Source organism: Streptomyces sp. NBC_01498 (assembly GCF_036327775.1).
In the GTDB taxonomy this organism is placed as follows: Bacteria; Actinomycetota; Actinomycetes; order Streptomycetales; family Streptomycetaceae; genus Streptomyces.
This window is the reverse complement of sequence record NZ_CP109598.1, coordinates 2,669,357-2,688,034: the sequence shown is the minus strand read 5'-3', so window position 1 is coordinate 2,688,034 and position 18,678 is coordinate 2,669,357. Positions and strand designations below refer to the sequence as shown.

The following is an 18,678-nucleotide window of genomic DNA, read 5'->3' as shown; positions in this document are numbered from 1 at the left end:
TTGTGGAGTTCCTCGGGGACGAGTCGGTCGAGCGGAAGAGGAGGGCGCCAGAGATGAGTTCCGGCGCACCTGCTCATAACGCTTCGGTGCACAACTACGAACGCGGTGCCACGGATCGAAGGCCATCGGGGCACCATGGTCCGATGCGCGATGACGAGACCACGGTGATCGGTGCGCTCGTTCATCGTGCCGTCGAGGGGGACGGGCAGGCCACGCACGATCTTCTGGCCCGGGTGCACCCTCTCGCGCTGCGCTACTGCCGCACCCGGCTCAACCGACTGCCCGGCGACGCCCGCCACTTCGTGGAGGACCTCGCGCAGGAGGTCTGCGTCGCCGTACTGATGGCGCTGCCGCGCTACAAGGACACGGGGCGCCCCTTCGAGGCGTTCGTCTTCGCCATCGCCGCGCACAAGGTCGCCGATCTCCAGCGGGCGGCCATGCGGCACCCGGGCTCCACGGCGGTGCCCTCGGACGAGATGCCCGAACGGCCCGACGACTCCCTCGGTCCCGAGGAGCGCGCACTGCTCAGCAGCGACGCCGAGTGGGCCAAGAAACTCCTCGCCAACCTCCCCGACAACCAGCGCGAGCTGCTGGTGCTGCGGGTCGCGGTCGGGCTGACCGCCGAGGAGACCGGGCAGATGCTGGGCATGTCGCCCGGCGCCGTACGGGTCGCACAGCACCGCGCGCTCAGCAGACTGCGCGCGCTGGCCGAGCAGTAGACGTCCCGGGCAGTAGACGTCCCGGGCAGTATCGAGCGGCAGACGTCCCGAGCGGCAGGCGCCCGGCATCCGCGGCGGGCGCCCGGGGCAGGCGTACCGGCCGGGCGTCCGGAGCGTGGAATCAGACGCCCCCGCTTCCCGTTAGCATGGGCGTCCGCACCGAGCAAGGCCATTGGGGAAGGTGTCATGACTGCAAACGTCGACGGAGTGCCCGGGAAGTTCGCGACGCTCGGGCTGACATACGACGACGTGCTGCTGCTCCCGGGCGCGTCCGACATGGCGCCCGACGAGATCGACACCTCCTCGTACCTCTCGAAGAACGTCAAGGTGAACATCCCGCTGCTGTCGGCGGCGATGGACAAGGTCACCGAGGCGCGCATGGCCATCGCCATGGCGCGGCAGGGCGGCGCGGGCGTCCTGCACCGCAATCTCTCCATCGCCGACCAGGCCAACCAGGTCGACCTCGTGAAGCGCTCCGAGTCCGGCATGGTCACCGACCCGATCACGGTCAACCCCGACGCGACGCTCGGCGAGGCGGACCGGCTCTGCGCCAAGTTCCGGATCAGCGGCGTCCCGGTCACCGACCGCGCGGGCAAGCTGCTCGGCATCGTCACCAACCGTGACATGGCCTTCGAGTCGGACCGTACGCGCCAGGTGCGCGAGGTCATGACGCCGATGCCGCTGGTCACCGGCAAGGTCGGCATCTCCGGCGTGGACGCCATGGAGCTGCTGCGCCGGCACAAGATCGAGAAGCTGCCGCTGGTGGACGACGCGGGTCTGCTCAAGGGCCTCATCACGGTCAAGGACTTCGTCAAGGCGGAGAAGTACCCGAACGCCGCCAAGGACGGCGAGGGCCGGCTGATCGTCGGCGCGGCCGTCGGTGTCGCCGGGGACGCGTACGAGCGCGCCCAGGCCCTCATCGAGGCGGGCGTCGACTTCATCGTGGTCGACACCGCCCACGGCCACTCGCGGCTCGTCGGCGACATGGTCTCGAAGATCAAGTCGAACGGCTCCGTCGATGTCGTCGGCGGCAACATCGCCACCCGCGACGGCGCGCAGGCGCTGATCGACGCCGGTGTCGACGGCATCAAGGTCGGTGTGGGCCCCGGTTCCATCTGTACGACCCGCGTCGTCGCCGGTATCGGCGTCCCGCAGGTCACCGCGATCTACGAGGCGGCGCTGGCCGCCAAGGCGGCGGGCGTCCCGGTCATCGGCGACGGCGGCCTCCAGTACAGCGGCGACATCGCCAAGGCCCTGGTCGCGGGCGCCGACACGGTGATGCTCGGCTCGCTGCTCGCGGGCTGCGAGGAGTCGCCGGGCGAGCTGATGTTCATCAACGGCAAACAGTTCAAGTCGTACCGAGGCATGGGCTCGCTGGGCGCCATGCAGAGCCGTGGCGACCAGCGCTCGTTCTCCAAGGACCGGTATTTCCAGGAGGGCGTGGCGTCCGACGAGAAGCTGGTGCCCGAGGGCATCGAGGGCCAGGTGCCGTACCGGGGCCCGCTCTCCTCGGTCGTGCACCAACTGACCGGCGGCCTGCGGCAGTCGATGTTCTACGTCGGCGGGCGCACCGTTCCGGAGCTCCAGGAGAACGGCCGTTTCGTACGGATCACCTCCGCCGGTCTCAAGGAGAGCCACCCGCACGACATCCAGATGACGGTCGAGGCGCCGAACTACACCCGGCGCTGACACGGCCTCCCGCACGCCCGTGAGGGGCGGTCCCGACAGCTTTCGGGACCGCCCCTCACGGGCGTGCCGGGACGGTTCGGGGATACTGGACCGGCAGACGCAGAGGAAAGGCCACACATCGTGACTGAGATCGAGATCGGCCGCGGCAAGCGCGGACGCCGGGCGTACGCCTTCGACGACATCGCCGTCGTCCCCAGCCGGCGCACCCGCGACCCGAAGGAGGTCTCGATCGCCTGGCAGATCGACGCCTACCGCTTCGAACTGCCCTTCCTGGCCGCCCCCATGGACTCCATCGTGTCGCCGGCGACGGCGATCCGCATCGGTGAGCTGGGCGGTCTCGGTGTGCTCAACCTCGAAGGACTGTGGACCCGTTACGAGGACCCGCAGCCCCTGCTGGACGAGATCGCCGGGCTGGACGGGGCGACGGCCAACCGCAGGCTCCAGGAGATCTACGCCGCGCCGATCCAGGAGGAGCTGATCGGGCGGCGTATCAAGGAGGTGCGCGACTCGGGCGTGGTCACGGCCGCCGCGCTCTCGCCGCAGCGCACCGCGCAGTTCTCCAAGGCCGTCGTGGACGCCGGGGTCGACATCTTCGTCATCCGGGGCACGACGGTCTCCGCCGAGCATGTCTCGGGCGCGGCCGAGCCGCTGAACCTCAAGCAGTTCATCTACGAACTGGACGTCCCGGTCATCGTCGGCGGCTGCGCCACGTACACCGCGTCGCTGCACCTGATGCGCACGGGCGCGGCCGGGGTGCTGGTCGGCTTCGGCGGCGGCGCCGCGCACACCACCCGTAACGTGCTGGGTATCCAGGTGCCGATGGCGACGGCCGTCGCGGACGTGGCCGCCGCCAGGCGGGACTACATGGACGAGTCCGGCGGGCGGTACGTGCATGTGATCGCCGACGGCGGGGTGGGCTGGTCCGGCGACCTGCCGAAGGCCGTGGCGTGCGGTGCCGACGCGGTGATGATGGGCTCCCCGCTGGCGCGGGCGAGCGACGCGCCGGGCAACGGGCACCACTGGGGCATGGAGGCCGTCCACGAGGACGTGCCGCGCGGCAAGCTGGTGGACCTGGGTGTGGTCGGTACGACCGAGGAGGTCCTGACCGGGCCCTCGCACAGCCCCGACGGGTCGATGAACTTCTTCGGCGCGCTCAAGAGGGCGATGGCGACGACGGGTTACAGCGAGCTCAAGGAGTTCCAGCGCGTCGAGGTGACGGTCGCGGACTCGCAGCACAGCCGCTGAGCGCACGCACGCGACGCCCCGGACCCGTGGTTGTGGAACCAACCGGACACGGGTCCGGGGCGTTTCCGTGTGCCCGGCGCAGTGTCTCGGGGCTCCCGGGATTCGGGCTCCGTGCATGCGGGCTCACTGTCTCCTGCTCCCTGCTCCCTGTTTCCGGGCCCCGGCGACCGGTCGGAGCGCGGTCAGTACAGTGGCGCGCGTGGCGAATCTACGCGAACGGATACAGGCGGAACTCGGCGTCAGGGCGGTCATCGAGCCGGGGGCGGAGATCCGGCGACGGGTCGGCTTCCTCAAGGACTTTCTGCGGTCGACCCCGGCCACCGGCTATGTGCTGGGGATCAGCGGCGGTCAGGACAGCACCCTGACGGGGCGGCTCTGCCAGCTCGCCGCGGAGGAACTGCGTGCCGAGGGGCACGAGGCGACCTTCGTCGCGGTACGGCTGCCGTACGGCGTCCAGGCCGACGAGGACGACGCGCGGATCGCGCTGGAGTTCGTCCGGCCGGACCGCTCGATCGAGGTGAACGTCAAGCCGGGCGCGGACGCCGTCGCCGCCGAGGCGGCCCGCGGTGTGCGGGAACTGCTGGGGGACGAGTCCCGGCTGCGGGATTTCGTCCGGGGCAACATCAAGGCCCGTGAGCGGATGGTGATCCAGTACGCGGTCGCCGGTCAGCTGGGACTGCTCGTCGTGGGGACGGACCACGCGGCGGAGGCGGTGACCGGGTTCTTCACCAAATACGGCGACGGGGGTGTCGACCTCACACCGCTGACCGGACTGACGAAGCGTCAGGGTGCTTCCCTGCTACGGGAGTTGGGCGCTCCGTCCAGTGTCTGGGAGAAGGTGCCGACCGCCGATCTGGAGGACGACCGGCCCGCGCTGCCGGACGAGGTGGCGCTCGGGCTGACGTACGCCGAGATCGACGACTATCTGGAGGGCGCCGGCGTCACTCCGGAGGTGGCGGCCAGGCTGGAGTCGGTCTTCCTGGCGACCCGGCACAAGCGGACCGTGCCGGTCACCCCGCTGGACGACTGGTGGCGGAGCTGACCGGCCGAGCGCCGGTCCGGCTGCCCGGTCCGTACGGACACCCGCCGTTTCGTGTCTATGTCCGTGTCGATGTCGGCGTTCGTACCGGTGACGGACCGGGGGCGGCCGGGGCGGGGTGCCCCGGCCGGACGGGTCAGGCTTTCTTCGCCGCCGAGAACGCCGCGAACCCGGCGAGGGCGAAGAACAGGAACGTCATCGCTTCCTTGCCCATGTTCCACGCCTCGGTCAGCAGGCCGAAGTTGTCGAAGAGCATGTCCGTCACGGGCACACCCAGCTCGTCGGACCCGATGATCGCGATGCCGAAGATCTGGCCCAGGTAGACGGCGCCCAGGGCGAGGACGGCGCTGGCCACGGCGAGGATCGGGTTGCGCCCGCCGACCTTGCCGGCGACCAGGCCGATGAGGAAACCGACGCCGATGGCGGCGAAACCGATCTCGCTCTCGATGGCACCGGCGATACCGCCGTAGATCGCGGCGGCGACGATCGCGGTGACCACCGCGGCTCCCAGACCCAGAGCGAGGTTGTTCCGGACCGGCGCGGGCGGCGGCGCGGGCGCGAACGGGTTGCCGGAGGCGGGGGCGGCGGGGCCACCGGCGAAGGGGTTGCCGGAAGACGGCGGTACGGGGCCGCTCGCGTACGGGTTGCCGGAAACGGGCGCGTTGCCGGAGGCGGGCGGCACGGAATCGCCGCCGAACGGGTTGCCGGGCGGCGGAACAGACTGGCTCATTTGAGAAATCCCCCCAGGAATGCCCGCACCGTTGTACGAGCGCCCTGGACCATAGCAGTCCGCTACGACACCGCAGTAGGCAATTGCCCGGCTGTGGCCAAGCGGCGCACCGGTTGCCGGCCGTCCTCGGTGGCCCCGCCGTCCTTCCCGTCCGCGCCGTCAGAGCCGGTGTGCCGCGCCCGCCGGGCTCGCTCCCCGCGTGTCGAGCAGCAACTGCGCCTTCACGGCGAGCCCTTGGAGGTCGTACGTCCGGTGGTGCTGGAGCAGCACCGTCAGATCCGCGTGCGCGGCGGCCTCGTAAAGAGAGTCGGCGCGCGGCACCGGCAGCTCGCGGACGCGCCAGTCGGGGACGTGCGGATCGTGATAGCTGACGGCCGCGCCCAGGTCCATCAGCCGGCGGGCGATCTCGGTGGCCGGTGAGCTCTCCTGGTCGGCGTGGTCCTGCTTGTACGTGACGCCGAGCAGCAGGACGCGGGCGCCGCGCGCGGACTTGCCGTGCTCGTTGAGGAGGGTGGCGCAGCGCTGGATCACGTACTGCGGCATCCGGGTGTTGATCTCCTGGGCGAGGCCGACCATCCGCAGCGGGTGGCCGGGGGTGCGCCCGGCGTGCGGGAGGTAGCTGGGGTCCATGGGGACGCCGTGGCCGCCGACGCCGGGGCCGGGGCGGAACGCCTGGAAGCCGAACGGCTTGGTCTCGGCGCAGCGGATGACGTCCCAGAGGTCGACGCCGAGGTCGTGGCAGAGGACGGCCATCTCGTTGACGAGCGCGATGTTGACGTGCCGGAAGTTGGTTTCGAGGAGTTTGACGGTCTCGGCCTCGCGCGGTCCGCGCGCGCGGACGACCTTGTCGGTGAGGCGTCCGTAGAAGGCGGCGGCCGACTCGGTGCAGGCCGGGGTGAGTCCGCCGATCACCTTGGGGGTGTTGTGGTGGCCGTGGGTGCGGCGGCCGGGGTCGAGACGGCTGGGGGAGTAGGCGAGGTGGAAGTCGCGTCCGGCGCGCAGGCCGGAGCCCTCCTCCAGGATGGTGCGCAGGAACCCTTCCGTGGTGCCGGGGCCCGCCGGGGATTCGAGGAGCACGGTGGTGTGCGGGCGCAGCCGGGCGGCCAGGGCGCGGGCGGCCTCGCCGACGGCGGTGAGGTCGAGTGTCCGGTCGGGGCCCAGGGGGGTGGGGGCGCAGATGACGGCGGTGCGGACCCGGCCCAGCTCGGTCGGGTTGGTGGTGGGCCGGAAGCCGCCGGCCAGCATCCGGCGCACCTCGGAGGCGGCGAGCGAGCCGTCGACGGGGGTGCGGCCGGCGGCCAGTTCGGCGACGGGCCGGGGGTCGGTGTCGTAGCCGACGGTCTCGATGCCGGCCGCCACGGCGGCCTGGGCGAGGGGCAGGCCGAGATGGCCGAGTCCGATGACGGCGAGGTCTGCGGGCATGTGGGCCGTCCTTTCCCATAACCGGAGGCGACAGAGAGCGCAACCCGTGTGGACAGAACGAGCGAGCGCAATGTCAGACTAGGCGTAAATATGACCGATATGCGTCATTACATGGCCGTGCAATACGGGGCAAGTCGGTGGATTTGGCGGACCGGATTCGTCTGTCGTCCGGTGTTGTCCACAGCCGGTGGCTGAAGTCGGTGAGGGCGGACAGAATCGAATAGCCCGAACAACACGGGGGCGACGGGAGGCAGCGGTGAGGACAGCGACACTGGGACCCGAGGAGCGCGCCACGGCTCTGGCGGAGATGGCCGAGCGTGAACTGGACGTGCTGGTCGTGGGCGCGGGGGTGGTCGGCGCCGGGACGGCGCTCGACGCCGTCACCCGCGGCCTCTCGACCGGGCTCGTGGAGGCGCGCGACTGGGCGTCGGGCACGTCGAGCCGGTCGAGCAAGCTGATCCACGGCGGCCTGCGCTATCTGGAGATGCTCGACTTCGGGCTGGTCAGGGAGGCACTGAAGGAGCGCGGGCTGCTGCTGGAGCGGCTGGCCCCGCACCTGGTGAAGCCCGTTCCGTTCCTCTATCCGTTGCGGCACAAGGGATGGGAGCGGCTCTACGCGGGATCGGGCGTCGCGCTGTACGACGCGATGTCGGTCTCGGCGGGCCACGGCCGGGGCCTGCCGACGCACCGGCATCTCTCCCGCCGGAACGCGCTGCGGGTGGCCCCGGCGCTCAAGAAGGACGCCCTGGTCGGAGCGCTTCAGTACTACGACGCCCAGATGGACGACGCGCGCTATGTGGCCACCCTCGTGCGTACGGCGGCGAGCTACGGGGCGCATGTCGCCAGCCGCGCCCGTGTGGTCGGCTTCCTGCGCGAGGGCGAGCGGGTCGTCGGGGCCCGGGTGCGGGACGTGGACGCCGCGGGTGAGTACGAGATCCGGGCCAAGCAGATCGTCAACGCGACGGGGGTGTGGACGGACGACACCCAGGCGCTGATCGGTGAGCGCGGACAGTTCCACGTCCGGGCCTCCAAGGGCATCCACCTGGTCGTCCCCAAGGACCGCATCCACTCCTCGACCGGACTGATCCTGCGGACCGAGAAGTCGGTGCTGTTCGTCATCCCCTGGGGCCGGCACTGGATCGTCGGCACGACCGACACCGACTGGGACCTCGACAAGGCGCACCCGGCCGCCTCCAGCGCGGACATCGACTACCTCCTGCAACACGTCAACGAGGTCCTGGCCGTCCCGCTGACGCGTGACGACGTGGAGGGCGTGTACGCCGGGCTGCGCCCGCTGCTGGCCGGCGAGTCCGACGCGACGAGCAAGCTGTCGCGCGAGCACACCGTGGCGCATCCGGTGCCGGGCATGGTCGTCGTCGCGGGCGGCAAGTACACGACGTACCGGGTCATGGCGAAGGACGCGGTGGACGAGGCGGTGCACGGTCTCGACCAGCGGGTGGCGGCGTGCGTGACGGAGGACACCCCACTGCTCGGCGCCGAGGGCTACCGCGCCCTGTGGAACGCGCGCGCGGGGATCGCCGCGCGCACCGGACTGCATGTGGTGCGCGTGGAGCATCTGCTCAACCGCTACGGCGCGATGGTCGAGGAGGTGCTGGAGCTGATCGCCGCCGATCCGCGCCTCGGCGAGCCGCTCGGCGCGGCCGAGGACTATCTGCGGGCCGAGATCGTCTACGCGGCGTCGCACGAGGGGGCACGGCATCTGGACGATGTCCTGACCCGGCGCACCCGGATCTCGATCGAGACGTTCGACCGGGGCACGCTCAGCGCCCGCGAGTGCGCCGAGCTGATGGCGCCGGTGCTCGGCTGGGACCGGGACCAGGTCGACAAGGAGGTCGAGCACTACCGCAAGCGGGTGGAGGCGGAGCGCGAGTCGCAGCGTCAGCCGGACGACCTGACGGCGGACGCGGCGCGGCTCGGGGCCCCGGACATCGTGCCTCTGTAGAAGGCGCGCGGGGGATCCCGTCGGTGGATCCGCCGGGGCGTGGGACGTTCTGGTGTGATTCCAGGGCGAATTGAGGCGGGTGGGGCGCCCGGTGCGCGGCTTCGCGGCCAGGTTTCGGGCGCCCCAGTTCGAGATACGAACTGGGTTCTGACCTGCGGTCCGTTCGGCCGTACCCCGCCCAACGGCCCCGCGCCCGCGCCCGCTCGGGCCGTCGTCCCGCCGGATCGACGACCCGGGAGCATCGCATGCCCCGGAGTGAGGGACAATGAAGGCTCTGTCAGGGCGCGTTACCGCGCCGCGCGCGGGCAGGCGTCAGGGCATGTCGTCAGACTGGCGTCGTTCGCCCGACGGGCGGGCATTCGGCAGTGCGACGGATGCCGGGCGCAGGCGGACACCAGGGATCGCAGAGGGGACGCATGGCGGAGGCGGAGCAGTCGCGGGACACGGCGCGGGACCCCGGGAACGACGCGGACGACACGGAGCGCCAGGTCGAGGTGGAGGCTGAGGCAAAGGCCGAGGGCCGGCTGCTGGCCGGACGGTACCGGCTCGGTGACGTGCTCGGCCGGGGCGGCATGGGCACGGTCTGGCGGGCCGTCGACGAGACACTCGGCCGTACGGTCGCCGTCAAGGAACTGCGCTTCCCCAGCAGCATCGACGAGGACGAGAAGCGCCGTCTGATCACGCGCACCCTGCGCGAGGCCAAGGCGATCGCCCGTATCCGCAACAACGGGGCGGTCACGGTCTACGACGTCGTGGACGAGGACGACCGCCCCTGGATCGTCATGGAACTGATCGAGGGCAAGTCCCTCGCCGAGGCCGTGCGTGAGGACGGGGTGCTCACCCCCCGGCGCGCCGCCGAGGTCGGGCTGGCGATCCTGGACGTACTGCGCTCGGCACACCGCGAGGGCATCCTGCACCGCGACGTGAAGCCGTCCAACGTGCTGATCGCCGAGGACGGCCGGGTCGTGCTCACCGACTTCGGCATCGCGCAGGTGGAGGGCGACCCGTCGGTCACCTCGACCGGCATGCTCGTCGGCGCCCCCTCGTACATCTCGCCCGAGCGCGCCCGTGGCAAGAAGCCCGGCCCGGCCGCCGACCTCTGGTCGCTGGGCGGACTGCTCTACGCGTCGGTCGAGGGCTGCCCTCCGTACGACAAGGGGTCGGCCATCGCGACCCTCACGGCCGTCATGACCGAACCGCTCGACCCGCCGAAGAACGCGGGCCCGCTGGAAGAGGTCATCTACGGCCTGCTGGCCAAGGACCCGGCGCTGCGGCTGGACGACGCGGGCGCGCGGGCCCTGCTCCAGGGCGTCGTCGACGCCCCCGACTCCCCGGGACCGGAGCCCGCTCTCGACGCGACGCGTGTCGTGGCGCTCCCGCCGCTCGAACCGGAGTCCGGGGACCGGCCGAAGGTGCCCAGGAGCAGGACCGAGGAAGCCGCCGTGAACCGGGGCGCCGCCGCGGCGGGCGCCGCGGCGGGCCGGACGAAGGGCGCCGCCGCGGCGTCCGGCGCGGGCACCGCGGGCGCGGGAGTGGTCACCGCGTCCCCGTCCGTCGGCGCCGGTACCCCCGACGGGGGCACCGCGCGGACCACGGCGACGCGGGCCTCGCTCGCCGACGTCGTCCCGCGCCGCACCCTGATGATCGTCGCCGGGGTCGTCCTGCTGGCGATCCTCTCCGTGGTCCTCGTGGTCGCGCTCAACGGCGGTTCGGACGACAAGGGCGGCGCGGCCAAGGACGATCCCGCCACGTCCGCCGGGAGCACCGCCGGGGACGACAGCAAGAGCGGCACCGGCGACACCGCGGGCCAGGACAAACCGCAGGATCCCGCCGACGGCGGCGCCGGCGAGCCGTCCGACGGCCCGTCGGCCGACAAGAGCTCCGGTACGGACAACTCCGGTACGGGCAGCGGGGATTCGGGCTCCGGCTCCGGTTCGGGACCGGACGGCAAGGGCGTGCCGGACGACTTCAAGACGGTCACCGACAAGCAGTTCCGCTTCTCCATGGCGATGCCGGACGACTTCCGCCGTACCGGTACGGCGGGCCAGAACTCGGGCGCCATCTACAGCGAGGACGGCGGATTCCCCCGTATCCAGGTCGACTTCAGCACCAACCCGACCGACGACGCCAAGCGCGCCTGGGAAGGGCTCGAAGCCCAGATAAAGGGAAGCCTCGGCAACTACAAGCGCCTGAGCCTGGATTCGGTGGAGTACAACGGCTATCCGACGGTCGCCGACTGGGTGTTCGAACGCGATCAGAGCGGCGAACGGGTGCGGGTGCAGAACCGGGGCTTCAAGGTCGACTCCAGCCACGGCTACGCCATCATGATCACCTGTGAGGCGGCCGAGTGGGACGACGACGAGTGCCGGACGCTCCGTGAGACGGCTTACAGCACTTTCAAGCCGACCGGCTGACGGCGGGCGCGGAGGCAGGGCGTAACGAACGGGCCGCGTTGGCGCGAACTCGTGGGTAGTACGACCCGTTCCGGTCATTGATGCGACGCCCGTGAGGGCGGTTCGGGTCGGCGACCGGGGCGGGTCGTGGCCGGTAGGCGCCCGATGCGCCGGGGCGTACGGGCGCGGCTCGCCGGGAAGGTTAAGACCTGTGTTGCGGTGACCCGGCGGCAGACTGGCCTCCGGCCACGTATCGTGAGAAGTCGCGAACCGTACGCAGCCACAATGGGCCGGTAAACGACCGGAATTGGCGGTTTCGCGAGGTCTTCGAGGCTCCGGAGACCCAGGGACAGCGCGTGTGGGAGGCGTCGTGGACGACTACGCGGGACGGGTACTCGCCGACCGCTACCGCCTTCCCCTGCCTCCGTCCGACGAGTTCGACCTCGTCGAGACGCGCGCGTTCGACACCTACAGCGGGCAGGAAGTCCTCGTCCGTCAGGTGCCGTTGCCCGAGGTCGTGGACGCCGAGATGGTCGACCCGGAAGCAGCGGCGGCCACCCGGCGGGTCTCCGGCCGCACCACCCGCAGGCCCACGGACCCGGCGGTCCGGCGCGCCATCGAGGCCGCGCAGAGCGCCGCGCAGATCCCCGACCACCCCCGGCTCGACCAGGTCTTCGACGTCTTCGCCGAGGGCGGCTCGCTGTGGATAGTGAGCGAACTGGTCGCGGCCAGGCCGCTGGCGGCCCTCCTCGCGGAGCGCCCGCTCAACCCCTACCGGGCCGCCGAGATCGCCTCGGACGTGCTCACGGCCGTCCGGGTGCTGCACGCCCACGGCTGGACCCACCGGAACATCACCATCCGCACGGTGCTCGTCTGCGACGACGGCCGTGTGGTGCTGACCGGCCTCGCGGCGGGCGCCGCCGAGGAGGCGCTCTGCGGCTATGTGCCGGTGCCCCAGACGGTCGGCGAGGGCGGCTTCGACGCCGGTTACCGGCCCGCCGGTGAGATCCCGGGACCCTTGCCGGGCACCGTCCCGGGCTCCCTGCCCGGCGCCGGACACCCGCCGGGGACCGGGACGGGCATCGGAGGCGGCGCACGGACGTCGGGCGTGCCGATCGGACCGGCGGGCGGCGGCACGGGCCTCCCGGCGGGCCGGACGGGGCACTCCGAGGCACTGCCGCCGGGGACCGGCGCGCTGGGCGTACCGGTCGGACCCGCGTCGCCCGGCCGCGCCGCGCTGGAGACCGCCCGCTCGGCGGACGGCCCCTACCCGGACGGCTCGTACGGCGACGGTTCCTACGGCGACGGTTCGTCGTACGGCACCGGTGCGTACGGAGCCGGGGGAGGCGACGGGCGGTACGCCGAGGGGCGCCCGTACGGCGATTCGTCCTACGGCGAAGTCCCGCACGGCACCGACGCGTTCGGCCGGCCCCTCGCGGGCCACGGCCCCGACACCGGCGGCACCGAAACCGGCCGGGACGGTCCGCACGGCGGCCCGCACGACCCGGGGGCCGGCGACACGCGTGACCCCCACGACCTCCGCGATCCCCGCGACGGCGATACGGGCGGTCAGGCCCCCGTCGTCCCCTACAGCCCCCGGCCCGCCCTGCCGGCCACCCCCTCACGCGGCGGCCCGGCCGACACCCGCGCCGCCCGCGCCGGAGCCATCGCCGCCTACCGCGCCGGAGCGCGCGCCGCCGCGCGCGTCAACGAGGACCAGCAGCGCGACAGCGGCAGCGTCCCGGTGCAGCGTCCCGTGCCCCTGTCGGACCCCTCGGCCCCCGCGGGCCGGGGCGGCGGCCCCACCGGCGGTACCGGCACGGCAGGCCCCTCGCAGGACGCGAACGACCCCGACTGGTGGGCCGTTCCCCGCGACGGCGACCAGCCGGGCCACGACACGTACGGCTCCGACACCCCCGGACAGGACCCGGACCCCGACGACCCCCAGCCGCCCCGCCGCGTGCGACTCGCGGGCACCTGGCACGACGGACCCTCGGGCCCCGGCGACGGCTCCCGCCCGCTTCCGGCCGGCGGCGGCGACCCGTACCGCCGGGCGCCCGGCACCCCCGGCGTTCCCGCGCTGCCCCAGGCCGGCGGCACCTCCCCGTACCTCCGCCAGGACAACGCGGCCGGCGGCACCGGCGGTGGCGGCGGCTGGCACCCCTCCGGCAGCGGCGACGCCATGCGCGCCGACGCCCAGCGGCAGTCGTCCCAACTGCCCGCCGTCCCCGGATCGTCCGCCTCCCCCGGCCGCTGGGACGAGGTCGTCGCGGGCGGGACGACCCCCGCCTACCGGGGCCCCGCCACCCCGCTCGCCGCCGAACGCGCACGGCAGGCCCGGATAGCCGTCGTCGGCGCCGTCACCGAACGCTGGGCCCCCGAGCAGGCCGGACCGGTCCACGAGAACTGGCAGCTCGCCCCGCCCATCGGCCCGTCCACCGACCTGTGGGCACTCGGCGCGCTGCTCTACCGCGCGGTCCAGGGCCACGCCCCGTACCCGGAGGAGAACGCGGCCGAACTGGTCCAGCTCGTCTGCTCCGAACCGCCCGCCTTCGCCGAGGAGTGCGGCCCGCTGCGCCCCGTCGTCGAGTCGCTGCTGCGCCAGGACCCCACGGAGCGGCCGGACTTCGAGGAGCTGCGCGGCTGGCTGCGCTCGCTGATCCGCTCGGCCCCCGAGCCGGACGCCGGTCTCGACGTCGTCGCCGTGCCCTCCGTGGACGAGCGGCTGCCCATCGTGCGCCGCCGCGGCGAACTGGTCCGCAAGCGCCGCGGCCGTCGGGGCGACGGACGGCACCGTCACAAGAAGGCCAAGGAGCGCCGGGAGAAGGGCGGCCGGTCCGCCGCGCGCGCGTCGCACGGCGAGGCGTACGCCGAGCCGCGCCACGAACAGCCGGAGCGCGTCCTCCCCGAACGGGACCACCGCGACGACGACTTCGGCGAGCGGGAGTACCGCGAGCCGCGCGGCGGCGGTTCGCGCGGGCCCCGCTCGCTCGGCCGGGTCCTGCTCGTGGCGATCCTCACGCTGATGATCGCCGTCATCGCCCTCGCCGTGATGCTTCTGCCGAAGGCCGACGAGGAGAAGCCCGGAACCGGCGCGGCGGCGGACCCGAGCGCGCCCACGAGCGCGCAGCCGCAGAACCCCGACACCGGTCCGGACACCACTCCGGACGGGGGCGACGACGAACCGGACGTCCCCAACTCCTCGACGCCGCAGACCTCCGGGAACCCGGCCGACCTCGCGGACGGCTACGCCCTGCGCAAGGACCCCGAGGGCTTCGAGATCGGCGTGGACAAGACCTGGCAGCGCCGTCCGATCAACGACAGTGGTCAAGTCCGCTACGGGCGCGGCGACTTCACGCTCATCGTGGTGCCGGGCCGGGACACCGTCGCCGACAACGGCGACGACCCGCTCGCCTACCAGCGGGATAAGGAAAGGGAGTTGCAGCCCTTCCGGGACTCCTCCTGGGCCACGGCCTCCGGGCTGCGCCGGATCGACGTGGGCCAACAGCGCATGGCCGAGGGCCAGTTCACCTGGCAGAGCAGCGGCGGCGGCGAGGTCTACGTCCGGAACCTCGCGATGATCGTCGGCGACAGCTACCACATCGTCCAGGTCATCGGCCCCACCGACCAGCGCGACAAGGTCAGCGAGATCTACCAACAGGCCACCGGCTCCTACCGGATCACCGACTGACCGCGCACGCCCGGCCACGCGCCGCGCCCGTACCCCGGCCTCCGCGCCCGTAGCCGCGCCGCGCGTACGCCCGCGCCCGGCCGGGCCGCGTGTCACGGTGCTGTTTCAGGCACGGGGCGCTGTTCCGTGCCGGCGCGTCCGCTCCGTAACCTGTCATTTCCGAGGAACAGGCAGGGGCACGTGGAAGATTCTGAGGGAACGCGCGAGGGGCAACTGCTCGCCGGGCGCTACAGGTTGGGCCCGGCGATCGGCAGCGGCGGCATGGGCAAGGTGTGGCGCGCCTACGACGAACTGCTCAACAGGACAGTCGCGCTCAAGGAGTTGACGGCCGCGCTGTACGTATCGGCCGCCGACCGCGCCATGTTGCACGCCCGCACCCAGAAAGAGGCCCGAGCCGCCGCCCGGATCAGCCACCCCGCCGTGGTGACGGTCCACGACGTGCTCGACCACGGCGGCCGGCCGTGGATCGTCATGCAGTACGTGGACGGCTCCTCGCTCGCCGAGACGCTCGCCTCCCGCCCCGTCGAACCGCGCGAGGCGGCACGGATCGGCCTCCAGGTCCTCGACGCCCTGCGCGCCGCGCACGCGGCCGGGGTGCTGCACCGCGACGTCAAGCCCGGCAACGTCCTGCTCGCACGGGACGGCCGGGTGCTGCTCAGCGACTTCGGGATCGCCGCGATCGAAGGCGACGCCACCATCACCCGGACCGGTGAACTCGTCGGCTCCATCGACTTCCTGGCGCCCGAACGGGTACGCGGCAACGACCCGGGACCGGCCTCCGACCTGTGGTCGCTCGGCGCGACGCTGCACACGGCGGTGGAGGGCACCTCCCCGTTCCGCCGCACGTCGGCGGTGGCCACCATGCAGGCGGTCATCGCCGAGGACCCGCCCGTCTCCGAACGCGCCGGGGCCCTCGGCCCGGTGATCACGGCGCTGCTCCACAAGGACCCGGCGGCCCGCCCGGACGCCGCCGGGGCGGAACGGATGCTGCGGGAGGTGGCGGACGGGCGGGAGCCGCAGGCACCTCAGACACCACAGGCGTACGCACCGACCACACAGGTCACGGCCCCGCCGCCCCAGCACCCCGCGCTGTCCCCGCAGCCGCAGTTCCCGACGCCCCCGCCGCAGACCGCCGCGTCGTACCCCTCGCCGTACGGCCAGGCCCCGTCCTACGGCTACCCGCACACCGCGCACACCGCGCCCGCTCCGCCCGCCGCACCCGCCCGGAACGGCCGTTGGCGGGTCGCGCTCGTCGCGGTCGTCGCCGCCGCGCTGATCGGCGGCGGCGCCGGCTACCTGGCGCTCCAGGAGAACAACCAGGACGATCGAAGCACCGGCGCGGACACGGGCGGGGGGCCCTCGGACGACGGCAAGGAACAGAACGCGAGCGGTACCGGTGGTACCGGCGGCGACAGCGCGGACAGCACCGGCGGGACCGACGCGACGGGCGGCGGCGAGTCCGACCAGGACCCGGGCGCCGGCGACGTCCCGGAGGGCTGGGAACGGGTGGACGACCCGGCGGGCTTCAGCCTCCTCGTCCCGCAGGGCTGGCAACGTCTGACGGACGGCGACCAGATCGACTACACCCCCGACAACGGCCGCCATCTGCTGCGCATCGCCGTCGACACCACCCCGGACTTCAAGGACCCGTACACCCACATGCTGGCCTTGGAGGAGGAGGTGGGCAAACTGCCGGAGTACGACCGGATCAAGTTGCGTCCCAACACCTTCCGGGACCAGACGAAGGCCGCGATCTGGGAGTTCACCTGGACCGAACGGCAGGGTCACGACGGCGAGCGCCGCGCGATCGACCAGATGCACTACTCGCCCGACGGCCTGACGGAGTACGCGCTCTACATGGCGGGCCCGGCCGAGGACTGGTCCACCACCCGCGTCCAGTTCGAGACCGTGCTCACGGGCTGGGAGCCGGACGGCGCGGGCGGCCCGCCGGAGCGCTGATGTCACGGCTCTGCACCCGCTGTCGCCCCCTGGTGGTTTTCGCGGGGCGACGTCCGTAAGGATGTGCGCATGACGAACGACGGGGGACGGGCGAACGAGCCCACCAGCTACGAGCTTCGGCCGCCGCAGCCGCGGTCGCCTCAGGCGCAGTCACCGCAGCCGCAGGGCGGCGGGCACCAGCCGCAGGTGCCGCAGCAGGCGCCCCCCGTCCCCCAGGGCGCCGGGTACGAGCCGACGCAGGCGGCACGACAGGCGCCCATGCGGCCGGACCCGTCGGTCGGGCGGGTGCTGGGCGGGCGGTACCGGCTCGTCTCGCGGCTCGGCCACGGCGGCATGGGCACGGTCTGGCTGGCGCACGACGAGGTCGTGGACCGTGACGTGGCGGTCAAGGAGCCGCGCGTTCCCGACCACTTGAGCGAGCAGGAACGCGACACCGTCCACCGGAGGATGCGCCGCGAGGCCACCTCGGCGGCCCGGATCGACCACCCCTCGGTCGTCACCATGCACGACGTGGTCGTGGAGGACTCCAAGCCGTGGATCGTCATGGAACTGGTGCGCGGCCAGTCGCTCGCCGACCGTCTTCAGGAGGGCACGCTCGACCCGCGTGAGGCCGCCAGGATCGGGCTGGCCGTACTGAACGCCCTCAACGCCGCCCACGAGGCCCGGGTCCTGCACCGTGACGTGAAGCCGGACAACGTCCTGCTCGGGCGGGCCGACCGCGTCGTCCTGAGCGACTTCGGCATCGCCCAGGTCGAGGGCCAGCAGGGGCTCACCGAGACGGGTGCCTTCGTCGGCTCACCGGAGTACATCGCCCCCGAGCGGGTGCTCGGACAGCGCCCCGGCCCCGAGTCGGACCTGTGGTCGCTGGGCGTGGTGCTGTACGCGGCGGTGGAGGGCATGTCCCCGTACCGCCGCTCGAACATCCCCGCCACCCTCCAGGCCGTGCTCTCCGCCGAGCCGCAGATTCCCGCGCGCGGGTCCGGTGCCTTCGGCATGCTCGTGATGCAGCTCCTGCGGAAGGACCCGGCGGCGCGTCCCACGGCCGCCGAGGCACGGGCCGTACTGGAGTCGGTGGCCAGTCCGCCGCTGCCGCCCACGGCGGTGGTACCGCACCCCGCGGTGCCCGGCGGTTCGGACAACAAGTGGGTCCCGCCGGTCCTGTACCGCAACCGCAAGGCCCGGTACGGGCTCGGCGCCGGGCTCCTCGCGGTGGTCCTCGCCGTGGTGCTGATCTTCTTCAACCCGCTCGCCGCCGAGGAACTGCCGGAGGGCTGGGGAGTGCGACCGGAGAAGGAGATCCTCCAGGCCGAGCTGGCCGTCCCGAAGGACTACCGGAGATTCCAGGAGAGTCCGACCGACGAGACGCGCGTCAGCTTCCGCGATCCGAGCGGGGTCTTCGGCATCTTCATGGAGCGGGTGCAGAAGCTTCCCGACAACGAGGTCCTGGCCGCCGCGCCGAACGCGTTCGAGGCGTACTACAAGGGCGGCGGTGAGAACGCCACGGAGATGAAGGACGCGAAATACCGTGAGGCCGACGCGTCGTTCGAGGGCTCCGGCAAGGCTTTCGAGAACATCGTCGACTTCACGGACTACACCGACTCGTCCGAAGTGCCGATCCGCTACCGCTACCACGAGCTCGTCGTCCCCGGAGAGGACGGCCTGCACTGGCGGCTCCGTGTGTCGATGCCCGCCGAGGGGAACGCCGTGACGGACGGCGAGGAACTCTTCTCCGACCTCGTCGAGCACCTGGTGATCGAGAGCGACCAGCTGGCCTGAGCCGCGCGCCGGCGCACCCGCGCCCGGTACCTGGCGAAAAGGTGTTACCGGC

Annotated in this window: 11 protein-coding genes; 9 read left to right on the top strand and 2 right to left on the bottom strand. The window is 72.5% G+C overall.

Annotated features, from left to right (window positions below; all coding sequences use genetic code 11):
- Window positions 1-143 precede the first annotated feature (143 nt).
- The 4 genes from OG875_RS11135 (at window position 144) to nadE (ending at window position 4,695) form a co-directional block, all read left to right on the top strand.
- Window positions 144-719, top strand: a complete 576-nt coding sequence (locus OG875_RS11135) for a sigma-70 family RNA polymerase sigma factor (protein WP_330174075.1) — start codon at window positions 144-146, stop codon at window positions 717-719.
- Between the two features lie 186 nt (window positions 720-905).
- Window positions 906-2,408: an IMP dehydrogenase gene (gene guaB, locus OG875_RS11130; RefSeq protein ID WP_330174074.1), complete on the top strand. Its 1,503-nt coding sequence runs from the start codon at window positions 906-908 to the stop codon at window positions 2,406-2,408.
- 120 nt (window positions 2,409-2,528) lie between these two features.
- Window positions 2,529-3,653: a GuaB3 family IMP dehydrogenase-related protein gene (locus OG875_RS11125; RefSeq protein ID WP_330174073.1), complete on the top strand. Its 1,125-nt coding sequence runs from the start codon at window positions 2,529-2,531 to the stop codon at window positions 3,651-3,653.
- Between the two features lie 199 nt (window positions 3,654-3,852).
- Window positions 3,853-4,695 (top strand): ammonia-dependent NAD(+) synthetase, encoded by an 843-nt coding sequence (gene nadE, locus OG875_RS11120; RefSeq protein ID WP_330174072.1) that lies wholly within the window; start codon window positions 3,853-3,855, stop codon window positions 4,693-4,695.
- A 133-nt stretch (window positions 4,696-4,828) separates the two neighbouring features.
- On the opposite strand, the gene OG875_RS11115 is transcribed toward nadE, so the two are convergent.
- Entirely contained in the window at window positions 4,829-5,422 is a 594-nt protein-coding gene (locus OG875_RS11115; RefSeq protein ID WP_330174071.1) for a hypothetical protein, read from the bottom strand.
- 159 nt (window positions 5,423-5,581) lie between these two features.
- Window positions 5,582-6,844, bottom strand: coding sequence for a nucleotide sugar dehydrogenase (locus tag OG875_RS11110; protein WP_330174070.1), 1,263 nt, complete (start codon window positions 6,842-6,844; stop codon window positions 5,582-5,584).
- Between the two features lie 256 nt (window positions 6,845-7,100).
- Here OG875_RS11110 and OG875_RS11105 point away from each other — a divergent pair, with 256 nt between their 5' ends.
- The 5 genes from OG875_RS11105 to OG875_RS11085 all read left to right on the top strand — a co-directional run bounded on the left by OG875_RS11105 (window position 7,101) and on the right by OG875_RS11085 (window position 18,626).
- Entirely contained in the window at window positions 7,101-8,807 is a 1,707-nt protein-coding gene (locus tag OG875_RS11105; RefSeq protein ID WP_330174069.1) for a glycerol-3-phosphate dehydrogenase/oxidase, read from the top strand.
- A gap of 416 nt (window positions 8,808-9,223) precedes the next feature.
- Window positions 9,224-11,221, top strand: a complete 1,998-nt coding sequence (locus tag OG875_RS11100) for a serine/threonine-protein kinase (protein ID WP_330174068.1) — start codon at window positions 9,224-9,226, stop codon at window positions 11,219-11,221.
- A gap of 349 nt (window positions 11,222-11,570) precedes the next feature.
- Complete coding sequence (locus OG875_RS11095; protein WP_330174067.1) at window positions 11,571-14,891, top strand: protein kinase; 3,321 nt, start codon at window positions 11,571-11,573, stop codon at window positions 14,889-14,891.
- A gap of 180 nt (window positions 14,892-15,071) precedes the next feature.
- Window positions 15,072-16,850: a serine/threonine-protein kinase gene (locus tag OG875_RS11090; protein ID WP_330174066.1), complete on the top strand. Its 1,779-nt coding sequence runs from the start codon at window positions 15,072-15,074 to the stop codon at window positions 16,848-16,850.
- Window positions 16,851-16,919: 69 nt separating this feature from the next.
- A complete protein-coding gene (locus OG875_RS11085) occupies window positions 16,920-18,626 on the top strand; it encodes a serine/threonine-protein kinase (protein ID WP_330174065.1) in 1,707 nt (568 codons plus the stop codon).
- Window positions 18,627-18,678 lie beyond the last annotated feature (52 nt).